34 protein-coding genes, 2 tRNA genes and 2 rRNA genes are annotated in these 26,827 nt (G+C 31.8%); 35 read left to right on the plus strand and 3 right to left on the minus strand.

The features are described from left to right. Positions 1-46 precede the first annotated feature (46 nt). Positions 47-433 (plus strand): hypothetical protein, encoded by a 387-nt coding sequence (locus BCF89_RS07555; RefSeq protein ID WP_111518067.1) that lies wholly within the window; start codon positions 47-49, stop codon positions 431-433. 98 nt (positions 434-531) lie between these two features. Here BCF89_RS07555 and BCF89_RS07560 read toward each other — a convergent pair whose 3' ends face one another. The 3 genes from BCF89_RS07560 to BCF89_RS00670 form a co-directional block, all read right to left on the minus strand. Then, positions 532-2,853 (minus strand): MAG2960 family serine endopeptidase lipoprotein, encoded by a 2,322-nt coding sequence (locus BCF89_RS07560; protein WP_111518069.1) that lies wholly within the window; start codon positions 2,851-2,853, stop codon positions 532-534. Positions 2,854-2,982: 129 nt separating this feature from the next. Next, positions 2,983-3,057 (minus strand) — tRNA-Gln (locus BCF89_RS00665). A 3-nt stretch (positions 3,058-3,060) separates the two neighbouring features. Next, a tRNA-Tyr gene (locus tag BCF89_RS00670) sits at positions 3,061-3,144 on the minus strand. Positions 3,145-3,450: 306 nt separating this feature from the next. Between BCF89_RS00670 and BCF89_RS07565 the strand changes: the two genes are divergently transcribed. The 34 genes from BCF89_RS07565 to BCF89_RS00840 all read left to right on the plus strand — a co-directional run. Continuing rightward, entirely contained in the window at positions 3,451-5,493 is a 2,043-nt protein-coding gene (locus tag BCF89_RS07565) for a 5'-nucleotidase C-terminal domain-containing protein (protein ID WP_111518071.1), read from the plus strand. Between the two features lie 239 nt (positions 5,494-5,732). Beyond that, entirely contained in the window at positions 5,733-6,971 is a 1,239-nt protein-coding gene (locus BCF89_RS07570; protein WP_111518073.1) for an HAD family acid phosphatase, read from the plus strand. Positions 6,972-7,246: 275 nt separating this feature from the next. Further along, positions 7,247-7,555: a 30S ribosomal protein S10 gene (rpsJ, locus tag BCF89_RS00685; RefSeq protein ID WP_111518075.1), complete on the plus strand. Its 309-nt coding sequence runs from the start codon at positions 7,247-7,249 to the stop codon at positions 7,553-7,555. Positions 7,556-7,594: 39 nt separating this feature from the next. Continuing rightward, complete coding sequence (gene rplC, locus BCF89_RS07575; RefSeq protein ID WP_111518077.1) at positions 7,595-8,416, plus strand: 50S ribosomal protein L3; 822 nt, start codon at positions 7,595-7,597, stop codon at positions 8,414-8,416. A gap of 2 nt (positions 8,417-8,418) precedes the next feature. Beyond that, entirely contained in the window at positions 8,419-9,375 is a 957-nt protein-coding gene (gene rplD, locus BCF89_RS00695; protein ID WP_211305405.1) for a 50S ribosomal protein L4, read from the plus strand. A 2-nt stretch (positions 9,376-9,377) separates the two neighbouring features. Beyond that, positions 9,378-9,824: a 50S ribosomal protein L23 gene (rplW, locus tag BCF89_RS00700; protein ID WP_111518081.1), complete on the plus strand. Its 447-nt coding sequence runs from the start codon at positions 9,378-9,380 to the stop codon at positions 9,822-9,824. Between the two features lie 93 nt (positions 9,825-9,917). Next, entirely contained in the window at positions 9,918-10,766 is an 849-nt protein-coding gene (gene rplB, locus BCF89_RS00705) for a 50S ribosomal protein L2 (RefSeq protein ID WP_111518083.1), read from the plus strand. Continuing rightward, the gene (rpsS, locus tag BCF89_RS00710) at positions 10,766-11,050 is read left to right on the plus strand and encodes a 30S ribosomal protein S19 (RefSeq protein WP_111518085.1); all 285 of its coding nucleotides are present in this window, start codon (positions 10,766-10,768) and stop codon (positions 11,048-11,050) included. Before rplB ends, rpsS begins: the two co-directional genes overlap by 1 nt. 1 nt (position 11,051) lies before the next feature. Continuing rightward, entirely contained in the window at positions 11,052-11,420 is a 369-nt protein-coding gene (gene rplV, locus BCF89_RS00715; protein ID WP_111518087.1) for a 50S ribosomal protein L22, read from the plus strand. A gap of 1 nt (position 11,421) precedes the next feature. Then, positions 11,422-12,159, plus strand: coding sequence for a 30S ribosomal protein S3 (gene rpsC / locus BCF89_RS00720; protein ID WP_111518089.1), 738 nt, complete (start codon positions 11,422-11,424; stop codon positions 12,157-12,159). After that, a complete protein-coding gene (rplP, locus tag BCF89_RS00725) occupies positions 12,137-12,574 on the plus strand; it encodes a 50S ribosomal protein L16 (RefSeq protein ID WP_111518091.1) in 438 nt (145 codons plus the stop codon). The genes rpsC and rplP overlap by 23 nt, the downstream gene beginning before the upstream one ends. 2 nt (positions 12,575-12,576) lie before the next feature. Continuing rightward, positions 12,577-12,777: a 50S ribosomal protein L29 gene (gene rpmC, locus BCF89_RS00730; protein WP_111518093.1), complete on the plus strand. Its 201-nt coding sequence runs from the start codon at positions 12,577-12,579 to the stop codon at positions 12,775-12,777. Then, entirely contained in the window at positions 12,777-13,061 is a 285-nt protein-coding gene (gene rpsQ / locus BCF89_RS00735) for a 30S ribosomal protein S17 (RefSeq protein WP_111518095.1), read from the plus strand. Before rpmC ends, rpsQ begins: the two co-directional genes overlap by 1 nt. After that, a complete protein-coding gene (gene rplN, locus BCF89_RS00740; protein ID WP_004424367.1) occupies positions 13,054-13,422 on the plus strand; it encodes a 50S ribosomal protein L14 in 369 nt (122 codons plus the stop codon). Before rpsQ ends, rplN begins: the two co-directional genes overlap by 8 nt. Before the next feature lie 2 nt (positions 13,423-13,424). Next, positions 13,425-13,760, plus strand: a complete 336-nt coding sequence (gene rplX, locus BCF89_RS00745; RefSeq protein WP_111518096.1) for a 50S ribosomal protein L24 — start codon at positions 13,425-13,427, stop codon at positions 13,758-13,760. Between the two features lie 18 nt (positions 13,761-13,778). Beyond that, positions 13,779-14,333: a 50S ribosomal protein L5 gene (rplE, locus tag BCF89_RS00750; RefSeq protein ID WP_111518097.1), complete on the plus strand. Its 555-nt coding sequence runs from the start codon at positions 13,779-13,781 to the stop codon at positions 14,331-14,333. A gap of 11 nt (positions 14,334-14,344) precedes the next feature. After that, positions 14,345-14,530, plus strand: a complete 186-nt coding sequence (locus tag BCF89_RS00755; RefSeq protein WP_111518098.1) for a type Z 30S ribosomal protein S14 — start codon at positions 14,345-14,347, stop codon at positions 14,528-14,530. A gap of 2 nt (positions 14,531-14,532) precedes the next feature. Beyond that, positions 14,533-14,943, plus strand: a complete 411-nt coding sequence (rpsH, locus tag BCF89_RS00760) for a 30S ribosomal protein S8 (RefSeq protein ID WP_111518099.1) — start codon at positions 14,533-14,535, stop codon at positions 14,941-14,943. Between the two features lie 33 nt (positions 14,944-14,976). Beyond that, positions 14,977-15,516, plus strand: a complete 540-nt coding sequence (rplF, locus tag BCF89_RS00765; protein WP_111518100.1) for a 50S ribosomal protein L6 — start codon at positions 14,977-14,979, stop codon at positions 15,514-15,516. A gap of 26 nt (positions 15,517-15,542) precedes the next feature. Continuing rightward, positions 15,543-15,890, plus strand: coding sequence for a 50S ribosomal protein L18 (rplR, locus tag BCF89_RS00770; RefSeq protein WP_111518101.1), 348 nt, complete (start codon positions 15,543-15,545; stop codon positions 15,888-15,890). Beyond that, entirely contained in the window at positions 15,890-16,528 is a 639-nt protein-coding gene (rpsE, locus tag BCF89_RS00775) for a 30S ribosomal protein S5 (RefSeq protein WP_111518102.1), read from the plus strand. The genes rplR and rpsE overlap by 1 nt, the downstream gene beginning before the upstream one ends. A gap of 21 nt (positions 16,529-16,549) precedes the next feature. Next, positions 16,550-16,984 (plus strand): 50S ribosomal protein L15, encoded by a 435-nt coding sequence (rplO, locus tag BCF89_RS00780; RefSeq protein WP_111518104.1) that lies wholly within the window; start codon positions 16,550-16,552, stop codon positions 16,982-16,984. Continuing rightward, entirely contained in the window at positions 16,984-18,453 is a 1,470-nt protein-coding gene (secY, locus tag BCF89_RS00785; RefSeq protein ID WP_111518106.1) for a preprotein translocase subunit SecY, read from the plus strand. Before rplO ends, secY begins: the two co-directional genes overlap by 1 nt. After that, entirely contained in the window at positions 18,447-19,139 is a 693-nt protein-coding gene (locus BCF89_RS00790) for an adenylate kinase (RefSeq protein WP_111518108.1), read from the plus strand. Before secY ends, BCF89_RS00790 begins: the two co-directional genes overlap by 7 nt. Beyond that, positions 19,133-19,885 carry a type I methionyl aminopeptidase gene (map, locus tag BCF89_RS00795; protein ID WP_111518110.1) on the plus strand — a complete coding sequence of 251 codons (753 nt, stop codon included), beginning with the start codon at positions 19,133-19,135 and terminating at the stop codon, positions 19,883-19,885. Before BCF89_RS00790 ends, map begins: the two co-directional genes overlap by 7 nt. Then, positions 19,885-20,121: a translation initiation factor IF-1 gene (gene infA / locus BCF89_RS00800; protein WP_004424399.1), complete on the plus strand. Its 237-nt coding sequence runs from the start codon at positions 19,885-19,887 to the stop codon at positions 20,119-20,121. The genes map and infA overlap by 1 nt, the downstream gene beginning before the upstream one ends. 24 nt (positions 20,122-20,145) lie before the next feature. Then, entirely contained in the window at positions 20,146-20,259 is a 114-nt protein-coding gene (gene rpmJ / locus BCF89_RS00805; RefSeq protein ID WP_002881082.1) for a 50S ribosomal protein L36, read from the plus strand. 6 nt (positions 20,260-20,265) lie between these two features. Next, on the plus strand, positions 20,266-20,634 hold the full coding sequence (rpsM, locus tag BCF89_RS00810) for a 30S ribosomal protein S13 (RefSeq protein WP_004424403.1): 369 nt from the start codon (positions 20,266-20,268) through the stop codon (positions 20,632-20,634). Positions 20,635-20,636: 2 nt separating this feature from the next. Beyond that, positions 20,637-21,014 carry a 30S ribosomal protein S11 gene (rpsK, locus tag BCF89_RS00815; protein WP_111518112.1) on the plus strand — a complete coding sequence of 126 codons (378 nt, stop codon included), beginning with the start codon at positions 20,637-20,639 and terminating at the stop codon, positions 21,012-21,014. A 29-nt stretch (positions 21,015-21,043) separates the two neighbouring features. Then, complete coding sequence (locus BCF89_RS00820) at positions 21,044-22,108, plus strand: DNA-directed RNA polymerase subunit alpha (protein WP_111518114.1); 1,065 nt, start codon at positions 21,044-21,046, stop codon at positions 22,106-22,108. After that, complete coding sequence (gene rplQ, locus BCF89_RS00825; protein ID WP_111518116.1) at positions 22,108-22,473, plus strand: 50S ribosomal protein L17; 366 nt, start codon at positions 22,108-22,110, stop codon at positions 22,471-22,473. The genes BCF89_RS00820 and rplQ overlap by 1 nt, the downstream gene beginning before the upstream one ends. A 61-nt stretch (positions 22,474-22,534) precedes the next feature. Next, entirely contained in the window at positions 22,535-22,732 is a 198-nt protein-coding gene (rpmF, locus tag BCF89_RS00830; RefSeq protein ID WP_111518117.1) for a 50S ribosomal protein L32, read from the plus strand. A gap of 413 nt (positions 22,733-23,145) precedes the next feature. Next, positions 23,146-24,666, plus strand: a 16S ribosomal RNA gene (locus tag BCF89_RS00835). A gap of 185 nt (positions 24,667-24,851) precedes the next feature. Beyond that, positions 24,852-26,827, plus strand: a 23S ribosomal RNA gene (locus BCF89_RS00840); the annotation flags it as partial.

Consider the following 26,827-nt stretch of genomic DNA (forward strand, 5'->3'; position numbering starts at 1 on the left):
ATATTATTTTTTGTTTCCGTTAGTTAACTTTTATATAATTTAAATTATGGGAAATAGTAGAAAACTTAGAAATTTTGCAATTGCCTATTTATCATTATTTTTTATAAATATAGCAATAATTATCATATTAGTCTCAGATAGCTTATTTAGTGTAGGTATTATATTAAACGGATCTAAACCAGATTCACTACTAAATTTAGCGCTTGGAGGAAACATAACGGTTGCATTGGTATCATATTTATTGATTATTCCAATTGCAATTGCAATGGTAGTTTTATTGATATGGTCAGCAATCATTGCTCCAAATCAAAAATACTTAGTGTTATTTATAGTGGGAAATATTTTTTGAATTGTTGCAATAGTAGGAATGATAATGTATTTAGTTGAATCAAATAGATTGATTACTAAACCTAGTTATACACAGCAAATTTAAATAATCAATGAAAACATATTAAATCTAAATTTAATCAATCATAAAAAATCAAGCCTATCTAGTTTTAGACTTGATTTTTTATTTAGATTTCTTTTCAATTAATTTGGATTTAATTTTATTGTATGTAAATTATCACTTTTTAGTTTTTTAATTACATTTTCTAATATATTTCCATCATTCTTATTTTTATAATCACCTTGTCCTTGAATAAGATTGATTGCGTTTGTTGTTGTATCATGCTCAGAATCTTCTGTGAGCAAATAATTTATGCCAACAAGATTGAATGATGAATCTATTACCATTGAACCTGAGGAACCGCTATCTAAAGAATTGTGTTTCTCATTCTTTTCTATTCTTGTGTATAAAGTAGAATGTTGAGTAAGGATATTTAGTGGCATACCATGTTCATTTTCTATAAATGGTTTTGTGTATTCTTCCCAATTATTTTTATGTGAATTTCAATCCTTATTTAATGATTCATTGTATCTTACTCACAGACTTTTAAAGTCATCATCCTTAACGTAGCGATTTTGTGTGCTAATAATCCCACCAATTGATTTATTACCTTTAAAACTAAAATTAGGATAACCTGCATAAAATTGTGTTTTGTAAGGACTCATTAATTCAGTTTTTCCTAGACCTATATATCAATCTTTTTCTTTATTAGTTCCAATTACTTCATCTAATTTAGGAAGGATTAATTTTAATTGACTTTTTTTAATTTTTATTTTTAATAAAACAAAATCTGCACCAGCATTTTTTGTTTTTCCGATTCTAGTCTCACTATCATATTCCTCAAATCATTTACCTGCCGTATCCGGATGATCAATCATAAAATCATTGATTTCGTAACGTAGTGTGTAATATGGCATATCTAAATATTGTGAATATGATTCAATAGTCGGTAATGCTTCATTTTTATCAACATGTACTGAATTGCTACTTAAAAATTCATCTTTAGCTCTGAGCGTCATGAATTTAGCATTGGTTCGATTCTTTAAATTATTTCAATAGTTATCTAAGTCATCTGGATCATAGAATCCGGCTTTTCATCTATTAGAATTGATGTTATTATCATTTTTTCTAAAATATATACTTTTATCAAAAATTTTATTTAGACTAAAAACATGTATATTCGTGGCAACTAATAATTCTCAGTAATCTTGCTTTTCAGCTTCTTCATTAATTATTCGATCAACCACTCACATACTGCCACCACCACTGGTACGTCCCAAATTTTCTTTTTGTAGTCTATAAGGATCTCTAAATCACTCAGTACCATAATATAGCATCATAAAACTTCTATCGTAAATGTATTGATAAAAATCAAGATTACTTTTTAGATAAGAAGTATTTGTTTTGTCGATTTTCAAATAGTATTTTTGATTATTTTTATTTGTAATAAGTAACTCAATTTCACCAATTTCATCATTGAAATTTGATTGAATTTTAATTATATTTTCAATATTTAAGAGTTTAGAAATACTTTTAAAATTCATATAGTAGAATAATTGACTCAAATTTGAAGGAAGATAACCAAAAGGATTTTTCTTAATTATTTCATAGTCATTAAGTTTTATAATCTTTGCATCGTCTTTATCTTTTTCATTGAAATTATTCAAATAAGATTGCTTTACCATTCCATCGACTGAAATGTGATCATTATAGAATGCAACTTTTTCTTTTGGGTTATTTCCAAAATGACCATAAAAACCAATATCTTTAGCATACTCTCAAAATTGTCTCTCAATATCATTATTAGAAGTAAAACTTCTAAAGTCAACCTGAGTACCATTATTTCCATTTCTTAAAAAAACATTAATATTATGAGATGCAGTTTTAAATTTAGGTGTTTTTCTAGTTATTGTATAAACATCATTATTAAATAAGAATGTATCATCAAATAAGTGTGAATCAAGAAAGTATTGCGGATCTTTATTTATAGTATAAATTTTTCTATCATCATAAACTGGATTTTCATTGTTATGATAAATTGGTTTAATGTTTGGTTTAGGTTCTTCATTATTATTTTTTGGAGGGTTTAGATTAATGGGATTATTGATTGGATCGTTTGTTGGATTTTTGAAATTAAAAAAGGTTTCTTCTTTAATTATTTCATTGACACTTTGTTTAGATGTTGAATCTTTTTTAATAATCTTTATTCTTATGATTAGACTATCATTATTTTTTATGATTTGATCTTTTATGACATCATATTTTTCTCTATCATAATTCAAAACAACATCATTTCAACATACTATATTGAGAACTAAATTTTCTTTGTTTGGAATTGTAATTTTTATTTCATTACTTTTAATTTCATTATGTTGGTTATGTATTTTTGTTTGACATGAAATACCTAGCAAAGGAAAGCTACTAGTTAACAAACTAGATATTAATTTAAATTTAGTATTATGCATAAGTAACTATTCCCTCCGAGTTTTTTTAAATATAACTATTTTAGCAGTTTTAAATTTATTCATTGTTTGTTTAAAAAAACATATAAAAAAACTCAATTGCTTGAGTTTTAATTTTTCAAATAAATGATATGGCTGCCCTTGTTAGATTCGAACTAACGGATGGCGGTACCAAAAACCGCTGCCTTTCCACTTGGCTAAAGGGCAAAATGGTGGAGGGGGAGGGATTCGAACCCCCGAACCGTGAGGAAGTGGGTTACAGCCACCCGCGTTTGGCCGCTTCGCTACCCCTCCAAAATTAATTGCAAAAAAATTATATTATAAACATTGAAAGATTTTAAAAAAAATTAATTTTTTAGGTAATTAGATTTTAATAATTTATTACTCTAATTTTAATTAAAAATTAAGATAAGACTTATTAACATTGTTTAATTTTAATCGAAATATATGTGAAGTAAATTTGAGACTATACCAATGGTGAGTCTCACAATTGTCAGTTGCCTATTTTAGTGGTGCTATAATTGAGATTGAGATACGATTAAAAAAATAAATAAAGGTAAGAAAACATTAAATACTATTTCATATAAGAAGGGATGAGTTATGAGAAAAAAAGTATTTTTAGCTTTCGGTAGTGCATTAAGCACATTTAGTGCCCTACCACTAATTGCTATAGCTTGTGGTCAACCAACAGAAGACAGAGTAAAAAAAGCAAGAGAAGCATATGATAAAGCCTTCAAGTCTTTTGACGAAGCAATTAATGCTGATATTAAGACCTTAAAAGATAAAAAAAGTGCAATTTCAAAAGAAGAAGATAGGGATAAAAAGAAAAAACTAATTGCTGAAAAGGATGAATGAGTTAAACAAAGAAGTCCGATCTTAATCAAATTAAGAAAGAAGTTGAATGAGGAGTATAAGAATCTAAGAAAAGCACAAAAGGGATTCAAAACTCAATTAATTAAAATTGTTCATACAAACGATGAACATGGTCGTTTAGAGTTTGATGATGGAAAATACAATAATTACTCTGGTATGCAAGGCTTAGCTGAAATTTTGAATCGTGATTTTGATCGAGATTTATTATTATCAGCAGGTGATTTAATTCAAGGGCTTCCTCTATCTGACTCAGATAAGGGATTGACAATCTCAAAAGTCGCAAAAGAGATGAATTACAATGCAGTTGCAATTGGTAATCATGAATTTGATTATGGATTAGAACATATGTTTAAGATTGAAAACGAAACAAAAGGTATGCCATTTTTATCAGCTAATATTGTTTGAAATAAAAAGGCGGTTACTGATTCAATTAAAACAAAAGACGGCAAACTTGCAATTGAAAATGAAAGAGTATTTACTCCATATATTATCAAAGAATTACCTTCAGGAATTAAGGTTGCAATAATGGGAATTACTACTCCTGATACTCAGTGAACAAGTAATCCAAAAAACTCAGTTCATGTTACTTTTTTAGACCCGATTGAAACAGGTAAAAAGATTGTTAAAGAATTAAAAGAAAAAAATGTTAATTTTATTGTTGCCTTAACACATTTAGGAGTTAATCGACCTGATACAAGATGAGACTCAAGGGAATTTACTAAGAATGTTGAAGGTGTAGACTTAGTTCTTGATGGGCACTCTCATACATTAGTTCCGGTTGAAGATGGAAAAGATGAAAAAGGCTTCTTAACACAAGCTGAATGCTACACTAAATATTTAAGTGAATTAGATGTTATAGTTGATTCTAAGACTGGAAGAGTTAGTGAAGTAAAACAACACTTATGAACAATTGAATATACTGAACTACTTGATGGTAAGAAAAATACAATTGACTCAATCAAAAATCTGATTGGCGATCTAAAATCTAAATTTGATGCAGTAAATAATAAAGTAGTATTTAGTTTACCTTTTGATTTTAAACACACTGAACAAATAAATATCAAACCAAATAATGGTAAAGAAATTCCTATTTGAAAAGGTAGAGCGCAACAAACGAATTTAGGAAGTTTTGCTGCTGATGCTGCTGCTTGAGAATTCATTGAAAATAATCCTAAAGTTGATAATAAAGAAGTTAAGTTTGATAAAGACAATGTTATTGGTTTAGTCAATGGTGGTGGACTTCGTCAAGATACCCAAAAGGGAGATATTAAAAGAGCTGATTTACTTGGAATTTCCCCATTTGGAAATAGAGTTGCAGCAGTTAAAGTTAAGGGTAAAGTTCTTCTAGAAGCAATGAAGCATGGAGCTAAAAAAATACTTTCTGGAGGATATGCACAATATTCCTCAAACGTTAAAGCTGAAATTAAATTTAAAGAACAAAAGGATAGCAAATTTATTTACGAACTTAATGAATCAAGTGTTAAGATAAATGACAAATCAATTGATAAAAGCAAAGATTATTTCATTGTAACAAACGATTTTATTCTAATCGGTGGTGATGGCTATAAAATGCTTGATTACGTTAAAAATCCTAATAAAGCAAAGAGTGTTTTTGAAGGTGGTGACATATTAGAAAGTTACATAAAATTTGGACAATTAATAACAAAAACCAACAAAGAAGAAAATGAAAAAAATCCATTTTCGAAACATACAATAGATAACTACAAAGATGCTAATCCAAAGAATATTACAGTAAAACACAATAAATAAGATTCAATATATAAAAGCAGAATTTTCTGCTTTTTTCAATCTTTTCTTTTAAAAAAAAGATTTGTATTTACGATATTAATCTTTATTATTCTTATTTAGAATCGTGATCATTCCCAAAATTAAGTCCTAAGAAATCTAAATATTTGGGAGTGTTATAATTTGAGATGTAATTATGTTAATAATTATTATGAATTTAAGTAGTAATATTTGATTTAAAAAACAAATTTAGGAATCTAATTATGAGAAAGAAATTAAGTTTATTATTGGGTGCATTGTCAGTAATCTCAATGCCAACAGTTGCTATAAGTTGCAATAATCCACAAAAAAATAACAATGAAAATAATGTAAAAGTAAGGGAAGATTTAATTAAAGAAATTGAAAATCTAAACTTCAATCAAAAAGTTGAATTAATTTCAAAATTGAATCTAGATAACGATAAAAAAGGAGAATTAATTGCCAAACTAAGCAATGGTGCTGCAGTAGCAGGGGCGATTGTATGGTATATGACTTCAGCTGAACAAAGAGCTGCAGCATTGCAAGCATATACATTAGCAAAGATTGCTTTTGATAACATCAAAAAGAAAGAAATGAGCGGAAATGAACTTGATTTTAGTAAATCAAAGGAAGGTGTAGTCTCGAATACTGATTCAAACAAAGCAGTACCTGTTGTATTTATGGATATTGATGAAACTGTTTTAGTTAATGAGTACACCGAATCTTGAATGATCTTTGATAATAATGGTAAATTTGACGAAGATTTTAAGAATAAAGTCGATGCTAAGGGGAATAGAAAAGCAGTACCAGGGGCAATTGAATTTATTAATCATGTCTTTAAGAATGGTGGAATTGTAATGTTTAATTCAGGTATCCCACAATTAAGAGACTCAATTGAAGGTATTAAGAAAAATCTAATCAAATTAGGTGTCAAAAAAGAATATGTTCATGATTGAATGTTTTGATGTTCAGGCGTAGATACAAAAGCAAAAAATGGTAAATATGAAGATAAATCACCATGAAAAACTGCATTAGAAAATCCTAAGTTGAACAAAAAAATAACAAGTAAAAATCAAAGAATGAATGATGTTAGTGATAACAAAGAAGGATGAAATTTCAAAGTATCTGATGAAAAATCCGGAGAAAAAATCCAAACAAAAGTAATTATGAAAATTGGTGATGATTTCAATGATTTTTATGATGATGCATATAAGAAAGCAAAAAAATCTGGTGAAAATATTGAATTTATCACTAAAAATAAATTGGATCGTTTATTCACTGAGATTGAAGGAACAAAAGGTGTTAAAGTAACGCTTGAAAATAATGTTCCAAAAGTAGAAAATCTAAACTGACATCAATTTAATATCCAAGTCCCAGGAAATGCTATGTATGGTGGTTGGACATCTAACTATGGATATGGGGCATTTGATAAATTATGAAAAGCATTGAAAGAAATTTATGCTAACTCAAAAGATAATGCTTAAAGTATAAAAAAATATAGTTTTAGAAACATATTAAATTTGCTAAATTATTAATAATTTAGGTTAAGAAATAAACATATCGTCCTAGATTTCTTAAATAAGGAATTCTATGGCGATATTTTTTTTTAAAAATAAAAAACGCAAAAATTACTTTTTGGTATAATAAATAAGCATTTAAGCAAGGAAGCAAAAGGTTACGATATGCCAAGCTTAGTTGTTCTACTTGGATAGCGAGAACTTTTGTGGAGCATTTCATATAATGAAAAAGGAGAACAAAGATGGCAAAATTAGAAATTAAGATCAAAGCTTTTGAAGCTAATTTAGTTGATGATGCAGCTAAAAAAGTTGTCTTATTAGCTAAGTCTGAAAAAGCTGACGTTAGTGGACCTATTCCTTTACCTACAAGAAGAGAAATAGTAACTATCTTAAGATCTGTTCACGTTAATAAAAAATCTCGTGAACAATTCGAAAGTAGAACTCACAAACGTTTAATTGTTTTATCAAATGTAAGCAAAACTTTACTTGATAAAGCAAAAAGATTAGAACTACCAGCTGGAGTTCAAATCTCAATCAAATCTGTAGAGTAATACAGATGATTATTTTTTATATTTAGGAAAGGATAAAAAATGAAAGGAATCTTAGGAAGAAAAGTTGGAATGACTCAACTATTCACAGCTGAAGGTAAATTGATCCCTGTAACTGTAGTTGAAGTTAAACCAAATGTTGTAACCAAGGTTTTGAGTTTGGAAAAAAATGGTTATATTGCAACTCAACTTAGTTTAGAAGATAAGAAAAAATCTCGAATTAAGAAACCTGAAATTAACTATTTTAAACAAGCAAATACAACACCTAAGCAATTCATAAAAGAAATTCGTAACATGTCAGGTTATGACTTAGGTGCAACCATCGATGCCTCAATTTTTGAAGGTGGAGATGTTGTCGATGTTACAGCAATTTCTAAAGGTAAAGGTTTCGCTGGAACAATTAAAAGATGAAACCAACATATCGGACCTAAATCACATGGTGGTGGTGGTGGTTCAAAACCAATCAGACAAACTGGTTCAATTGGCGATATTTCAGGAAACAAGGTATGAAAAGGTATGACAATGCCTGGACATCTTGGTGCTGAGCAAGTAACAATTCAAAATTTAGAAATTGTTAAGTCAGATGCTGAAAATAATCTACTTTTAATTAAAGGTAGTACCCCAGGTGCTAAAGGTGCTTTATTAGTAATTAAGAATGCTAAGAAATCAATTCAAAAGAAACCTGAAATTCAATTAGTAAACCTAAAAGAAGCTTTAGCAAAAAATGAAATTTTTGATCAAGCTAAGAAATATAACCTTGAATTAAAGATGGAAATGTCATTAAAAGAAATGAAGGCTGCTTTAGATGAAGCAATTGCTAAAGAAGCTAAAGAAAAAGAAGAAAATGTTGAAGGAGATAAATAATTATGGCTTCAGTTATTGTTGATAAATACTATATCTCTGAAACATTTGATGAAAATAGAAATGTTTCATTCACATTTAAAAAAGCTAAAGAAGAGGTTTCAGGACATTTTGCTAACTTTATTGATGCTGTTAATGAATTTATTAATATTAGTGAAAAGTCTCAAAACATTACTCATGTATGATTCCATCGTGATGGGAAATTTAGAGGTAGTGTTAACTTAGAAAAAGCAAGAATTATTGCTAACCGTGTATCAGAAGCGAAAGTTGAAAATAAAGATGCAATTGAATACATTGAAAAAGAAAACTTAGTTGACAAACCAATGCCTAAAGCACCAAAAGCTCAAAAAGTAACAAAAGAAGTGCAAGAAGAAAACAAAAATCCAAATTTACCAAAAAGTGTTTTTGGAATTGAAAAAATTTATGCACAATCAATCTTTGATGCAATTTTAGCTGAAAGAGCATCAAAACGCTTAGCTACTCATAAAGTTAAATCACGTGGTGAAGTTAGTGGTACAGGTAAGAAACCATGAGCACAAAAACACACAGGTAATGCACGTGCTGGATCATTAAGAAGTCCAATCTTTGTTGGTGGTGGTAGAGCTTTTGGTCCTACAACTGAAAGAAACTACGAACTAAAAATTAATAAAAAAGCAAGAAGAAATGCATTATTCTCAGCATTAACTATGCTAGCAAATGCATCCTCAGTTTTAGTTAGAAATTACAAATTAGAATCAATTTCAACAAGAGCACTTTTAGTTGAATTAAATAAAGATAATTTAATCAATTTAAACAATATTTTAATTGTTACATCAGATGAAATAATCTTCAAATCAGCTAGAAATTTACCTAATGTTCACACAACAAAGGTAACTTCATTGTCAATCGAAGCATTAGTTGCAGCAGATGTATTAGTAATATCAGAAAAAGATATTGAATATCTAGAAGGGATGGCTAAATAATAATGAATATAAATCAAGTTATTAAATATCCAATTTTGACAGAAAAGTCAGAAATCGCTAGATCAAATCAAAATGTTTATACATTTGCAGTTGATAGAAGAACAAACAAGATTGAAGTTAAAAAAGCTGTTGAATTTATCTTTGATGTTAAGGTTTTGAAAGTTAATATTATTAACTATGATAAAAAACCAGCAAGACTTGGAAGATTTTCAGGTTTTAAAAACGCAGTTAAAAAAGCAATCGTTTACTTAGATGAAAAATCAAAAATTCTTTTATTTGCTGAAGAAGCTAAGGAAGCAAAAAAAGAAGTAGCCAAAGACGAAGAAGTTAAAGAAATTTCTGAAGCTGAAAAGAAAGCTGCTGAAAAAATCAAAAAAGCAACCGAAGCTAAGTTAGCTAAGGAAGCAGAAATAAAAGAAACTACTGAAAAAGTAGATAAAGAAAAATAGTCAATCTTGCATGCAATATAAGATTGATTTAAAAAACAAAAAGATAAGTCTTAAAAGAAAACAATATTTTTAAGAAAGGTAAAAAGAAGCAACATGGCTATTAAAAAATTTAAAGCATATACAAATGGTCGTCGTAATATGTCTTCTTTAGATTACCAAGCAAATTTAACTGGTCATAAACCAGAAAAATCATTGCTTGTTATTCTTCCTACACACTCTGGAAGAAATAATCAAGGTAAAATTACAACTCGCCACCATGGTGGAAGATTGAAAAGATTTTATCGGATCATTGATTTCAAAAGATATGACAAGGATGGAATTGAAGCTGTTGTTAAGAGTATCGAATACGATCCAAATAGATCAGCTAACATTTCATTAATTGTTTATCGTGATGGAGAAAAAAGATATATTATTAGCCCTAAAAATATCAAAGTGGGACAAGTTGTTGTTTCGGGTGAAAATGTTGATATCCAAATTGGTAATAACCTACCACTTGGAAACATTCCTGAAGGTACATTCGTTCACAACATTGAACTACAACCAAAACAAGGTGGAATTATTGCACGTTCAGCTGGTTCATCTGCACAAATCCTTGGTAAGGATGAATCAGGAAGATACGTAATTCTAAAATTAAAATCAGGTGAAGTTAGAAAAGTTCTAGGTGTATGTCGTGCAACAATCGGTGAAGTTGGTAATGAAGAGCACTCATTAGTAAACATCGGAAAAGCTGGTAGAAATAGATTAAGAGGAATTAGACCAACAGTTAGAGGTTCCGCAATGAACCCCAACGATCACCCACATGGTGGTGGTGAAGGTAAACAACCAATTGGTAGAAAATCACCAATGACTCCATGAGGCAAGAAAGCTCTTGGTGTTAAAACTAGAGCAACCAAAAAAGCATCTAACCAATTTATTATTAGAAGAAGAAAGGAAACTAAATAATGTCTCGTTCATTAAAAAAGGCACCATTTGTTGATGATCACTTAATGAAAAAAGTTGTAGCTATTATTGAAAATAAAGCACCAAAGAGACCAATTAAAACTTGATCAAGACGTTCAACAATCTATCCAGATTTTATTGGACTAACATTTCAAGTACATAACGGTCATGCGTTTATTGATGTATTTGTAACTAATGACATGGTAGGACACAAATTAGGCGAATTTGCTCCAACAAGAACCTTCAATGGACATGGCGCAGACAAGGTTAAAGGAAAGAAGAAATAACATGGTACAACAAGTTGTTAAAGCATCAGTAAATATGCAACGAATTAGTCCTAGAAAAGCAAGATTAGTTGCTGATCTAATTCGTTACAAATCAGCTACACAAGCATTAGTTATCCTACAAACAACAAATAAAAAAGCCTCAAAGATTATCTTAAAACTTCTAAATTCAGCAATTGCTAATGCAACAAATAACTTTGGATTGGATGCAACAAAATTATTTGTTTCTAAAATATTGGTTAATGATGGGCCAACTCTTAAAAGATTTCAACCTCATGCACGTGGTAGAGCATACCCAATTTTAAAAAGAACAAGTCACTTTTACATTGAATTAATTGAATTAAATGATGAATTAAATATGGAGGCAAAATAGTATGGGACAAAAAGTTAATCCAAATGGATTTCGTTATGGCATAACAAAAGCTCATAATACAGTTTGATATTCAGACAAAGCTAATTTTGCTTCTTTATTATTAGAAGACCAAAAAATTTATGACTTCTTTGATAAGAAAGTTAGAGAATTTTTAATCGGTAAAGTTCAAATTAGAAGAAATCAAAATGGTGCTGTTATTGTTTATGTTTTCACTGCAAAACCAGCAGCTATGCTTGGAACAAATGGTGAAAAAATTAAACAAATGACTCAAAACCTAAAAAGATATTTGAAAAATAAATCAATTAACATCGCTATTGATGTTGTTGAGTTAAAAAATCCTGATTTAAATGCAAGATTATTAGCTGAAAATATTGCTATTAAATTAGAAAATAGAGGTAGTTTTAGACTTGCACAAAAATTTGCGATCAAAGCTGCAATGAAGGCAGGAGCTAAAGGAATTAAAACCTCAGTATCTGGGCGTCTAAATGGTGTTGATATGGCCAGAACTGAAGGTTATACAGAAGGCGAAATGAAATTACATACCTTAAGACAAGATGTTGACTATGCAGTTACAACTGCGAAGACAACATATGGAATTCTAGGTGTTAAGGTATGAGTTTCAAATGGCGAAATTTTAGAAAATAATGCAGTTACTTCAAAGGTAGAACAAAGAGTCGAAAGAAGACCTAGATTTAGTGGAAAGGATGGCGAAAAACATGCTTCAACCAAAGAGAACTAAACACAGAAAAATGTTTCGTATTCGTCATGACAAAACTAAGGCTCATAGAAATAACACTGTATCATTTGGTGAATTTGGTTTAAAATCCACATCATCAGCATGAATTAGTGCAAGACAAATTGAAGCTGCCCGTATTGCGATTACTCGTCGTATGGGTCGTGAAGGTAAAGTTATTATTAAAATATTCCCACACATGTCAAAAACTTCTAAGCCTATTGGGGTACGTATGGGATCAGGTAAGGGTAGCCCAGATCAATGATTTGCAGTTGTTAAAGAAGGAACTGTAATGTTTGAAGTTTCAGGCAACCAAGTTGATACCATGAAGGATGCTCTAAGATTAGGTGGACATAAATTACCTGTTACTTGAAAGATTGTTGCCAAAGAAGTATGCGAAGCTGCTGAAGGAGATAAATAATTATGTCTTATTCTGAATTAAAGAAAAAATCAGTTGAAGAATTAAACCAACTTTTAGGTGATTTAAGAGCTGAATTATTCTCACTTCGTTTTAAAAATGCAACATCACAATTAGACCAAACTCATAAAATACAATTAGTAAAGAAAGACATCGCAAGAATTTTAACAGCCCTAAATGCAAAGAAAGAAGAAGGAAATAAATAATGGAACAAACAATGAGAGAAAATCGTCGTAAGAAACTTGTAGGAACTGTAGTTAGTACAAAGAACGAAAAAACAGTTACTGTAATTGTTGAAACATATGAAAAACATCCATTGTATTCAAAACGTTTCAAGAAATCAAAGAAATTTGCAGTTCATGATGAAAAGAATGAAGCCAAAATTGGTGATGTTGTTGAAATTCAAGAAACCAGACCTCTTTCTAAAACAAAACACTTTAGATTAGTAGCAATTAAATCACATGCAATCGGAGGAAATGAAAATGCTTAGTGAATTTTCAAGATGCAATGTAGCTGACAATTCCGGCGCAAAAGAAGTTATGATTATAAAAAACCTAGGTGGTTCAGTAGTAAGAAGCACCAACATTGGTGATGTTGTAGTTGTAACAGTTAAAAAAGCTATTCCTAATGGTGTTGTTAAAGAAGGACAAGTTCTAAAGGCTGTGATTGTAAGAACAAAAAGAGGTATTGCGAGAGATAATGGTTCATACATCAGATTTGATGACAATGCTGTTGTTTTAATTAAAGAAGATGGTTCAATGAGAGGTACTCGGGTATTTGGTCCAGTGGCTAGAGAACTTCGTGACAAGGGATATTTAAAAATAATTTCACTAGCACCGGAGGTTTTATAATTATGTCTCAAGCTAAAATTAGAAAAAATGATATGGTACTAGTGATTTCAGGTAAAGAAAAAGGTAAATTCGCAGCTGTTTTATCAACAGATTATAAGAAGCAAACTGTAATTCTAAAAGATGTCAATATAAAAGTTAAACACCATAAACCTTCTCAAGAAAATACTGAAGGAAAAATCGAAAAGAAAGAATATCCAATTCATATTTCAAATGTTGCTTTCCTAGCAAAAAAAGGAGCACAAGGTCAAAAATCAATTGGAACTAAAATTGGATGAAAAGTTGATGCTAAAACCGGTAAAAAACAAAGAGTTGCAAAGAAAGTTAATAAGGTAATTTAATAATAAGGAGATATAAATATGGCTAAGTTAGAACTAGAAAGAAAATATTTAGATGAAGTTCGTCATGAACTAGTTAAAGAATTTGGTTACAGCTCAATTATGCAAGCTCCTCGTTTACAAAAAATTATTATTAACATGACAGCCGGCAATGAAGTATCAAATTCAAAAGCTATTGAAGAAGTAATGGTTGAATTAGCCCAAATTACAGGCCAAAAACCATACCAAACAAAAGCTAAAAAATCATTAGCGTCCTGAAAACTACGTGAAGGGATGCCAATGGGTGGAAAAGTAACATTAAGACGTGACAGAATGTGATCATTTTTAACTAAATTAATTAACGTTGCACTTCCTCGTGTTAGAGACTTTAATGGTACAAGTTTAAAAAGTTTTGATGGTCGTGGAAACTATGCAATTGGTATTAAAGAAGAAATTATTTTCCCTGAAATTTCATTTGATAAGATTCGTAAGTTAAAAGGTATGGATATTATTCTTGTAACAAGCGCAACTAATGATAAAGAAGCATTTGCTTTATTAAAAAAACTTGGAATCCCATTTGCAAAGGCTAATAATTAAGGAGATTATTTATGGCAAGAAAAGCATTAATGGTTAAAGCTGAACGTGAACCAAAATTTTCAGTAAGAAAATATACACGTTGCCAAATTTGTGGTCGTGTTCACGCAGTATTACGTAAATATAAAATTTGTAGAATTTGTTTTAGAGAATTAGCACATGAAGGAAAAATTCCTGGTGTCAAGAAAGCGAGTTGATAATTATGGCAATTATTACTGATCCAATAGCAGATATGTTTGTAAGAATTAAGAATGCAATTTCAAGAAAATATCCTGAAGTTACATTCCCACACTCAAACAAAAAAGAAAAGATTCTAGATATCTTTGTAAAAGAAGGATACATTACTTCTTATGAAGTGATTACTTCAAAACAAGGTTTTAAGGAAATTAAATTAACTTTAAAATACAAAGGTATGAATCAAAATATATCTGCAATTACTGATATTAAAAAGGTTTCAAAGCCAGGTTTAAAAGTATATTCAGCAGCAGACAAATTACCTCGTGTTCTAAGTGGTTTTGGAACAGCAATTATTTCAACTTCAAAAGGGTTATTAACAGACAAAGAAGCAAGAAAAGCTAACTTAGGTGGCGAAGTTATTGCATTTATCTGATAATAAAACTAACTTTTTAAAATAAGGAATTAAATTATGTCAAGAATCGGAAAAAGAATCTTAAGTATTCCTGAAAACACTGAAGTAATTCTAAATAAAAACCACATCATTATTAAAGGTAAATTAGGCGAATTAGAATATACATTTTCACCTTTAATTTCAGTAGTTATTGAAAACAATGAAATTAAGACACTAAGAGCTAATGAAGAAAAAAGTACAAAACAATTACACGGAACTACAAATGCAATTATTAGCAATATGTTAATCGGAGTTTCAAGCGGTTACAAGAAAGAAATTGAAATCAAGGGTGTTGGTTATAAAGCAACACTAAAGGGAAATGAAATTGAAGTTATTGCTGGTTATTCCCACAATGTTATTAAACAAATACCATCAAATTTAAAAGTAGAAATACCTAAACCAACAAATATTATTATTTCAGGTATTGATAAACAAGCTGTCGGTGAATTTGCTGCAAATCTAAGAGATATTAGACGTCCAAGTCCATATTCTGGAAAAGGTATTATGTACAAAGATGAAGTTATTAGACGTAAAGAAGGTAAAACTGCTGCTAAGTAGTTTTTAGACTAAAAGGAGATATAAAAATGTTATCAAGAAACCAAAAGCGTGTTGCTAAGCATCTAAAAATTACAAATAAACTAGCAAAAGGAACCTCAATTCGCCCACGTGTTGTTGTTTATAAATCATTACATAATTTCTATGCACAAGCAATTAATGATGAAAACCATACAACTCTAGCTTCATTTTCAACAAGACAATTACAACAAGTTGGCAATAATATCGACGCAGCTAAAGCAGTAGCAAAAGAATTTGCATTAAAATTAAAAGCACTAAATATTTCTGAAATTGTTTTTGATCGTTCTGGATATATTTATCATGGAAAATTAGCAGCTTTTGCTGATACATTAAGACAAGAAGGGATTAAATTCTAATGGCTGAACAATTAAAAAAGGAAACAATGAAAGAAAATGCGAATGCTACTAAAGTAGTATCACCTAAAAAATCTGAAATAAAAGAAAATACAACAAGACAATCACAAGAAAGAAAGAATTTCAATCAAAAGAAACAATTTAATCAACAATCCCAAACAAAACTTTATGAAGAAAAAGTAATTGATGTAGCAAGAGTTACAACAGTTGTTAAGGGTGGGAGAAGATTTTCATTCTCAGCTTATGTTGTTGTTGGTAATAAAAAAGGTAAAGTCGGCTTTGGACACGGAAAAGCAAACGAAGTTCAAGATGCAATTAAAAAAGCAGTTAAAGATGCACAAAAGAACGTTTTTAGCGTTCCAGTTGTAAATGGAACAATTCCACATGAAATTAAAGAAAAATTCCTAGCCTCAAAAGTACAACTACGTCCTGCGCCAAAAGGTGCTGGGATCATTGCTTCAAACACAGTTAGAGCCGTTGTTGAATTAGCAGGGTACACTGATATTTCAACAAAAACATATGGTTCAAGAACAAAACAAAATATTGTTCATGCAACAATTAATGCAATTAAGAAATTAAGAACTGTTGAAGAAATTTCCAAGTTACGTGACATCGAAGTTAAAAAATTATTAGAAAAATAATAAATAAGGAGACTTATATTTATGAAACTACACACACTAAAAGCAACTGCGGGTGCTCGTAAAGAAAAGACTCGTGTTGGACGTGGTCATGCAGCTGGAAAAGGGAAGCAAGCCGGTAGAGGACAAAGTGGTCAAACAAAGAGAAGTACAGTAAGACTAGGTTTTGAAGGTGGTCAGTTACCACTATTTAGAAGAATCCCAAAACGTGGATTCAACAATGTTAATCACATTGAATATCAAGTAGTAAATTTATCTGCTCTAGAAGCTAAATTTGCGAATGATGATGTTGTTTCATATGAAACATTAGCAGCCAAAAACTTAATTAAAGGCAATTTGCCTGTTAAAATCTTAGGAAATGGAACTTTAAGTAAAAAATTAACAGTTACAATTCCTACTCTTTCATTAAAAGCTAAAGAAGCGATTGAGAAAGTTGGTGGAAAAATCGAGGTTCAATAATGGCTAAAAAAACAAAATTAGAAAAGGAAATACTTAACAAAAAACTAGATCGTCAATTAGAAATTGATAAGTATTTTGTTAAAAAAAGGAATAGTTGATCAGAATGATGAAAAAATCATAGTCTTTTCAAAAAGATTCTTTTTACTCTCTTTATTATTTCTCTTTTCTTAGTAGCAGGAACAATTACACTGCCGGGTGTTAATTTAGCTAATACAAATCGATTGAACCAAGGTGATTTCTTTGGAATCCTTAACTTAGTTGGTGGTGGGGGACTTAGAAGATTTTCTCTTGTTGCACTTGGAATTGGACCTTTTATATCCTCTTCTTTGGTGATGATGCTCTTGCAAACAAAATTATTTCCTCCTATTTATCGATTAAGTCAATCTGGTCCAATTGGAAGAATAAAAATTAATTTTATCACTTATACAATTACGCTATTTTTTGCAATTTTTCAAGCAATTTTAATCACAAGGGCACTAGTTAACCCAAATGACCAAAGTTTTGGAATTACATTTTCAGATAAGCTTTCAAGTCTTGGAAGACATGGTGAATTCTTTTATAAATGAGTAATAATTCCTTTTCTACTTGTAGCAGGCTCATTCTTTTCATTGTTTTTATCAGAGCAAATTACAAATAAAGGTGTTGGAAACGGAACAAGTTTAATTATCTTTGTAGGGATTGCTAATTCCTTAATTCCAACATTTAGACATGCATTTGAATACTATATGCCTTCAATAAAAAATAACAATGCAATTATTCTTAAAGAAACTATTGATTTCATTGTTTATTTACTAGCTTACTTACTTGTTATCTTTGTTGTTGCCTTCTTTAGTTTAGCAGAAAGAAGAATCCCAATTCAACAAGTCGGAGCTGGGCTTTCAAAGACTGAAAAGGAATTGAGTTACTTACCAATCAAAGCAAATCCAGCAGGAATTATGTCGGTTATTTTTGCAATGATGATATTGTCCTTGCCTTCAATGATTGCAGGATTATTTGATCCAAATACGAGTGTATACTATCAATGAGTTCATAACAACCTACAGCTAACTCAACCACTTGGATTTTTCTTGTTTGTAATCATCACGTTTGGACTTACAATTCTTATGGGAATCCAACAATCAAAGATTGATAAAATTAGTGAAGACTTTGCTAAAAGTAGTACTTTTATTCCTGGAATTAGACCAGGTGAACAAACAGAAGATTATTTATTAAATGTTGTGCTTCGCCTTTCATTCTTCTCAGCAACATATTTAATAATCTTAGGTGCATTGCAATTCATTCAACAAATGTTTGGCATGCCAGCCCCAATTTCATTTGGGGGAACCACAATTATGATCTTAGTTTCGACTGCCATTGAAACTGTTCAACAAATTCAAGCAAGATATAAATCACAGGAACTTGCAAGAAAAAGAAGAATGATAAGAGAGCTAAAAGAAGTGTATGGAGAAGAAGAGGATTTAATATGATAGATAAATGCTCTAGTTGCAAAAATCAAACTTGTAACATTAAACCTAATTTAATTTTTATGGGGCCTCCTGGCGCAGGAAAAGGTTCAATTTCAAAGTTAATGGTTGAAAAATTTGGCTACTTTCAACTATCAACTGGCGATATGTTTCGCCAAGAAATTAAAAATGAAACTGAATTAGGTAAGAAAATTAAAGATATATTAGATTCTGGAAAATATGTTGATGATAGTATTACAAATCAATTAGTTGAAAGTCGTTTAAGCAATCTAGTTCAAAGTAATACCCCTTTTATTCTTGATGGTTTTCCAAGAACACTTGATCAAGCAGAGTTTCTTGAGGATCTTGAAAAAAAAGGTATCTTTATTGATAAAGTTATTTTACTAAACATTTCAAATGAACAAATTATTGAGCGTCTTTCAAAAAGAAGAATTTGTCCAAAATGTAAAACTATTTATCATCTAGAGGTTTTTCCACCACTTGAAAACAAGTATTGCAAAGTTTGCCATACTGAAGTTATTAAAAGAGTTGATGACGAAGAAGAAGTTATTCTAAAAAGACTGGAAATGTATTATAGTCAAACAGCATGTTTAATTGATTTCTATAAGAAGAAAAACATTGTTTTAGAAATCAATAGTCATCAAGATCTAAAAGAAGTTTTTTTAGATTTAATGAGGGTTTTAGGATGATAAAAATTAAAAGTCAATTTGAAATCCAAAAAATCAAAAAAGCTTGCGCAATCTTGGCAGAAGTTAAAAAAATTCTTTGAGACTTCATAAGACCAGGAGTTTCTTTAAAAGAAATTGATAGCGTCGCTTTTAAAGAAATTAAAAAAAGAAATGCAAAACCTGCCTTTTTAGGGCAATATGGTTTTCCTGGTACCTGCTGTATTTCAGTAAATGATGAATTAATTCATGGAATTCCATCTGATTACATTGTTAAAGATGGAGATATTATTAAGATTGATACAGGTGTTATTTGAGAAGGATATTACTCAGACTCAGCTTTTACAAAGGGAGTAGGAAATATCAAAGAAGAGGACAAAAAACTTATTCAGGTTGCCAAAGACGCTTTCTATGCTGGATTCAATGCAATTAGAGTCGGCAAAAGAATCGGAGATATTTCTGCTGCGATTGGCGATTTCATTCAAAAATCAGGTTATTATACTCCAGATGAATTTTGTGGCCATGGAATAGGAAAAGAATTACATGAAGACCCCATGATTCCAAATGATGGAATTCCTAACACAGGAGCATTAATTAAAAATGGAATGGTCATTTGCATTGAACCAATGATTTTGCAAAAATCAAAAAAAATAAAGATCAAAAATGATAGATGAACAGTATTTGATCCATTAGGTTTTAATACAGCGCATTATGAGCAAACGATATTAATTGATAATGGAGAAGCTTACATATTATCAGGAGATAACATTTAATGGGAAAAAATAAAAAAGAAAAAAAAGAAGAAGTTATTAAAATGACTGGAAAAATTATCAAGATGCACTCAACTAAAAACTATGATGTGTTACTTGAAAATGACCAAGAAATCAAAGCATATATTTCTGGAAAAATGTCACTTCATAACATTAAATTAATTCCAGGTGATGTTGTTGATGTTGAAATCAGTCCTTTTAATCTAACGCTTGGAAGAATTGTTTTTCGCCATAAATAATATTTAAGGAGACAAGGATTATAAATGAAAGTTAGAGCATCAATTAAGCGTATTTGTAAAGACTGTAAAATAATCAAAAGACATGGTGTTAATAGAGTTATTTGCATTAACCCAAAGCATAAACAAAGACAAGGATAATAAGTAATGGCTAGAGTTTTAAATATTGAAATTCCAAACAATAAAAAAGCACGTATTTCTCTAACATATATTTTTGGTATTGGTCCAACATTAGCAAAGAAGATTTTAGCTGATGCTAATGTTGATGGTGAAAAAAGAGTTAAAGAATTAAGTGAAGAAGAATTAACAAGAATTAGAGATGAAGCAAAAAAATATACCACTGAAGGTGATTTAAAAAGAGAAATTAACCTAAACATTAAACGTTTAATGGAAATTAAATCATACAGAGGAATTAGACACAGAAAAGGACTACCAGTAAGAGGTCAATCAACAAAGAAAAACGCAAGAACAAGAAAAGGACCTAGAAAAACAATAGCTGGAAAGAAAGGTAAATAATAATGGCTAAAAAGAATAAAAAAGTTATTACACAAGGTATTGCACATATCCATTCAACATATCAAAATACAATTGTTTCCTTTTCTGATCTAAAAGGTAATGTTTTTGCTTGATCTTCATCAGGTGCAATTGGATACAAGGGCACCAAGAAAAAAACTCCATATGCAGCTGGTTTAGCAGCAGCAGCAGCAGTGGAAAAAGCTAAAGAATTTGGTTTGAAAGAAGTATCAATCTTAGTTAAAGGTGTTGGTCCAGGAAAATCAACAGCACGTAAGCAAATTGAAACAAGTGGTCTAAGCATTAAAGAAGTTAAAGATGTAACCCCAACACCTCATAATGGTACACGTCCTCCAAAAAAGATTCTTAAAAGAGAAAAATAATAATTTAAGGAAATAAAAAGAGGATAATCATGGAAAAGAGTCAAAAAATTATATATAAAGAATTAATTACTGAAAAAGTTAATGATTTTAATACTACATTTATCATTGAACCTTTAGCAAGAGGTTATGCAAATACAATGGGAACAGTTTTAAGAAGAACATTGCTATCTTCAATTACTTCCGTTGCGCCATTTGCAATTAAAATTAATAATGTCGAACATGAATTTCAAACGATTGATGGTCTAAAAGAAGATGTAATTACATTAGTTCGTAATATTCGTAACATTCGCTTTGTTTACAATGAGGAATTTTTTGCCAAAGATAACTTAGCAAAAATTTCATTCCGTTCAAATAAAGAAGGCGAAATTTATGCTTATGATATTACTAATACATCTGGACTTGAAATTGTAAACAAAGATCAATATATTGCTAACATTGCAGAGAATGGTTCACTTGAATTTGATTTATTTTTAAGACAAGGTAAAGGTTTTATTGATTTTGAGGAAAATAAAAATGTTATTTCTCAATATGGTCCAAGACTTGAATCTGACATTAAAAGTGGTCAATTTCTTGCGATTGATAGTGATTTTAGCCCAATTAAAAAATGTGCAATTTCATTTGAGGAATTAAATAGTTCATCGAAATTAATTGAAGAGCGACTAAAAATCAAAATCGAAACTGATGGGACAATTTTAGCTAAAGAAGCAATTGAGCAAGCAGCTAAGATTATTGTTGCTCACTTCCAAATTATTGGAAATATCAATGTACTTGAAACACTTGAATTATTTGAAGATAGTAAGGAAAAGAAAGAAAAAGATATCAAAACATCAATTCCGATTGATAAATTGAATCTTACAATTAGATCTCTAAATGCACTAAAGCGAGCTAAATACAACACTGTTGAAGAAATTATTAAATTAAGTGACGAAGATTTATCAAATATTAAAAATTTAGGCAAAAAATCAATTGAAGACATTATTCAAAAAAGAGATGAATGACTTGCGAAAATGACTTCTGGTAGTAGAGATAATAATGTAGTAATTGAATCATTAGATCAAGTAAATAATTCAGAATTAGAAGAGGGAGAAAAATAATGGCAAATCCAAAACAAGTATTTCGTAGAAATACAGAATGATGAAACCATGTTGAGAGATCTTTAGTAACTGATTTAATTGTTCATGGACAAATCAAAACCACATTAGAAAGAGCAAAAAGAATTCGCTCAAGTGCTGAAAAAATGATCACTTTAGGTAAGAAAAATACCCTTTCAACACGTAGACAAGCTGCAAGATTTTTAAGACTTATCCCATCTAAGATAGAAAATAAAGATTCATTACAATATTTATTTGATGTTGTGGCACCAAAATATGCACAACGTAATGGTGGATATACAAGAATAATTAAAATAAGCAACCGAGCTGGTGACAATGCAAAAATGGCTATTATTAAACTAGTTTAATTTAAGAAATTTAATTAGGAAGATAAAAATATCTAAAAAAAATAAATAAGGAGATTTTAAAATGGCTGTAGTTCCAAAAAGAAAAACTTCGAAACAAAGAAAACATTTAAGAAGAAGTCATCATGCTTTAAGTGTCGCAACACTAGTTGAATGTAAACACTGTAAACAATTAATTATTCCTCACCAAGCATGTAAATATTGTGGATTTTATAAAGATATAAAAGTTCTTAAAAATGCAATTAATGATAAAATCAAATAATTTAGCTTAATTAAACAGGTAAATCCTGTTTTTTTTTATTTTTTAGCTTAAGAAAATCATTGAAAATGACATTAAGCAAAATAAATAAATTAGCAAAACAAAAAAATAATTATTTATTCTAATTATTTAATTAGTAATTTCTATATAATTAAGCAGTACTATTTATTTAAAAAATCTTTGTTTTTAAAATAGTCAAACATAAGTTAATTAATATTTATAAAAATAATAAATATTTTTAATATTTTTTTATCTTTGTTATATACTTATAAAGATGCCTTTTTGAAGCACTTAAAAATGCTTTAAAAATACATTCAAATTTAGATAGTTCTTTGAAAACTGGATACAAATACCATAACGTCAATTTATTTTTACAAATAAATAATTTCAAAACAAAATAATAAATAACCAAATCAAATTTTAAGAGTTTGATCCTGGCTCAGGATGAACGCTGGCTGTGTGCCTAATACATGCATGTCGAGCGAGGTTTTTTAAACCTAGCGGCGAATGGGTGAGTAACACGTGCTTAATCTACCCTTTAGATTGGAATACCCAATGGAAACATTGGCTAATGCCGGATACGCATGAAATCGCATGATTTCGTTGTGAAAGGGGCCTCTAAAGCCCCACTAAAGGATGAGAGTGCGGAACATTAGTTAGTTGGTAGGGTAATGGCCTACCAAGACTATGATGTTTAGCCGGGTCGAGAGACTGAACGGCCACATTGGGACTGAGATACGGCCCAAACTCCTACGGGAGGCAGCAGTAGGGAATATTCCACAATGAGCGAAAGCTTGATGGAGCGACACAGCGTGCATGATGAAGGTCTTCGGATTGTAAAGTGCTGTTATAGGGAAAGAATACTTGGTTGAGGAAATGCTTCCAAGCTGACGGTACCCTGTCAGAAAGCGATGGCTAACTATGTGCCAGCAGCCGCGGTAATACATAGGTCGCAAGCGTTATCCGGAATTATTGGGCGTAAAGCGTTTGTAGGCGGTTTATTAAGTCTGGAGTCAAATCCCAGGGCTCAACCCTGGCTCGCTTTGGATACTGGTAAACTAGAGTTGGATAGAGGTAAGCGGAATTCCATGTGAAGCGGTGAAATGCGTAGATATATGGAAGAACACCAAAGGCGAAGGCAGCTTACTGGGTCTATACTGACGCTGAGGGACGAAAGCGTGGGGAGCAAACAGGATTAGATACCCTGGTAGTCCACGCCGTAAACGATGATCATTAGTCGGTGGAGAATTCACTGACGCAGCTAACGCATTAAATGATCCGCCTGAGTAGTATGCTCGCAAGAGTGAAACTTAAAGGAATTGACGGGGACCCGCACAAGCGGTGGAGCATGTGGTTTAATTTGAAGATACGCGGAGAACCTTACCCACTCTTGACATCCTTCGCAAAGCTATAGAGATATAGTGGAGGTTAACGGAGTGACAGATGGTGCATGGTTGTCGTCAGCTCGTGTCGTGAGATGTTTGGTCAAGTCCTGCAACGAGCGCAACCCCTATCTTTAGTTACTAACGAGTTATGTCGAGAACTCTAGAGATACTGCCTGGGTAACTGGGAGGAAGGTGGGGATGACGTCAAATCATCATGCCTCTTACGAGTGGGGCAACACACGTGCTACAATGGTCGGTACAAAGAGAAGCAATATGGCGACATGGAGCAAATCTCAAAAAGCCGATCTCAGTTCGGATTGGAGTCTGCAATTCGACTCCATGAAGTCGGAATCGCTAGTAATCGCAGATCAGCTACGCTGCGGTGAATACGTTCTCGGGTCTTGTACACACCGCCCGTCACACCATGGGAGCTGGTAATACCCGAAGTCGGTTAGCTAACCTCGGAGGCGACCGCCTAAGGTAGGACTGGTGACTGGGGTGAAGTCGTAACAAGGTATCCCTACGAGAACGTGGGGATGGATCACCTCCTTTCATACGGAGTACATCTTTGTTATGGAAACATTATTTGTATCCAGTTTTGAGAGAATCTATCTCTCTTTTTGTTCTTTGAAAACTGAATATCGACATTGAAAAATTAAATTATTAATATTTCAAAGTTTAGATCAACCTATAGAATATATCATACAAAAAAGACAAACAATAGGTCTTATACTACTATTAAACAAGATAAGAGTTTTTGGTGGATGCCTTGGGTCTGGAAGTCGATGAAGGACGTGATTACCTGCGATAAGCCTCGGTTAGCTGGAAATAAGCTGTTATCCGGGGATTTCCGAATGGGGAAACCTAATTGAGCTCATACTCAATTATCATATCGATGAATCAATAGTCGAATGAAGAGACACGCTGTGAATTGAAACATCTCAGTAGCAGCAGGAAAAGAAAATAAAGAATGATTCCCTAAGTAGTGGCGAGCGAAAGGGGACATAGCCCAAACCAACACACGTTGTTGGGGTTGTAGGACTACATTATAGAGTTATAAAAAATTTACATATAGCAGAATAAGTTGGAATGCTTAAACATAGAGGGTGAAATTCCCGTAAGCGAAATGTGTAGATCTCTTTGTAGTATCCTGAGTAGGGCGGGGCACGTGAAACCCTGTCTGAATTTGCCAGGACCACCTGGTAAGGCTAAATACTAACCAGACACCGATAGTGAACTAGTACCGTGAGGGAAAGGTGAAAAGAACCCCGAGAGGGGAGTGAAATAGATCCTGAAACCAATTACTTACAGTTAGTCAGAGCCCGTTAATGGGTGATGGCGTACATCTTGCAGAATGGACCGGCGAGTTATGTCAACATGCAAGGTTAAGTGGAATAAAGCGAAGCCGTAGAGAAATCGAGTCTGAATAGGGCGCAAAATTAGTATGTTGATATAGACCCGAAACCAGGTGATCTACCCATGAGCAGGTTGAAACTTAGGTAACACTAAGTGGAGGACCGAACCGTAGTACGCTAAAAAGTGCCCGGATGACTTGTGGGTAGGGGTGAAATTCCAATCGAACTTGGAGATAGCTGGTTCTCTCCGAAATAGCTTTAGGGCTAGCGTGTAGTGTTAAGTGATGGGGGTAGAGCACTGAATATGGAATGGCGGCGCCTAGCTGTACTGACTATAATCAAACTCCGAATACTATCATGAATTACTATGCAGTCGGTACATCGGTGATAACGTCGATGCACGCGAGGGGAACAACCCAGATCGTCAGCTAAGGTCCCAAAATTGTGTTAAGTGAGAAAGGTTGTGGAGTTTCTTAAACAGCTAGGATGTTGGCTTAGAAGCAGCCATCGTTTAAAGAGTGCGTAATAGCTCACTAGTCGAGAGACTCTGTGCCGATAATTCAACGGGACTAAAACACAATACCGAAGCTACGGGCATGAAAATGCGTTAGGAGAGCGTTGTAAGGGCATTGAAGCCAGACCGTGAGGACTGGTGGAGCGCTTACAAGTGAGAATGCCGGTATGAGTAACGATTCAGAGTGAGAATCTCTGACGCCTATTGGGGAAGGTTTCCTGGGCAAGGTTCGTCCACCCAGGGTTAGTCGGGTCCTAAGACGAGGCCGAAAGGCGTAGCCGATGGACAACAGGTTAATATTCCTGTACTTTTTATAAATGTGATGGAGTGACGGGGGAGGATAGTTTTACCACTTATTGGATTGTGGGGTAAACAGTGACTGGGTTATGTAGGCAAATCCGCATAACTTAACTGGGAGCTGTGATGCATAGTGAAAGGGCAACCAAGTAGCGAATTAAATGATTCCATACCTCTTAAAAAAGCTTCTAACGTTAAGTTTATAGAAACCCGTACCGAGAACGGACACACGTCCCCAAGATGAGTATTCTAAGGCGAGCGAGAAAACCAATGTCAAGGAACTCTGCAAATTCATCCCGTAAGTTCGCAAGAAGGGATGCCCATTGTAACAAATGGGCCGCAGTGAATAGTAAGGGGGAACTGTTTATCAAAAACACAGCTCTATGCTAAGTCGTAAGACGATGTATATGGGGTGACTCCTGCCCAGTGCCCGAAGGTTAAGCAAAGGTGTTAGCAATTGCGAAGCATTGATGTGAAGCCCGGGTGAACGGCGGCCGTAACTATAACGGTCCTAAGGTAGCGAAATTCCTTGTCGGCTAAATACTGA

The sequence above is a fragment of the Metamycoplasma auris genome (assembly GCF_003253435.1).
Classification (GTDB): Bacteria; Bacillota_I; Bacilli_A; order Mycoplasmatales; family Metamycoplasmataceae; genus Metamycoplasma; species Metamycoplasma auris.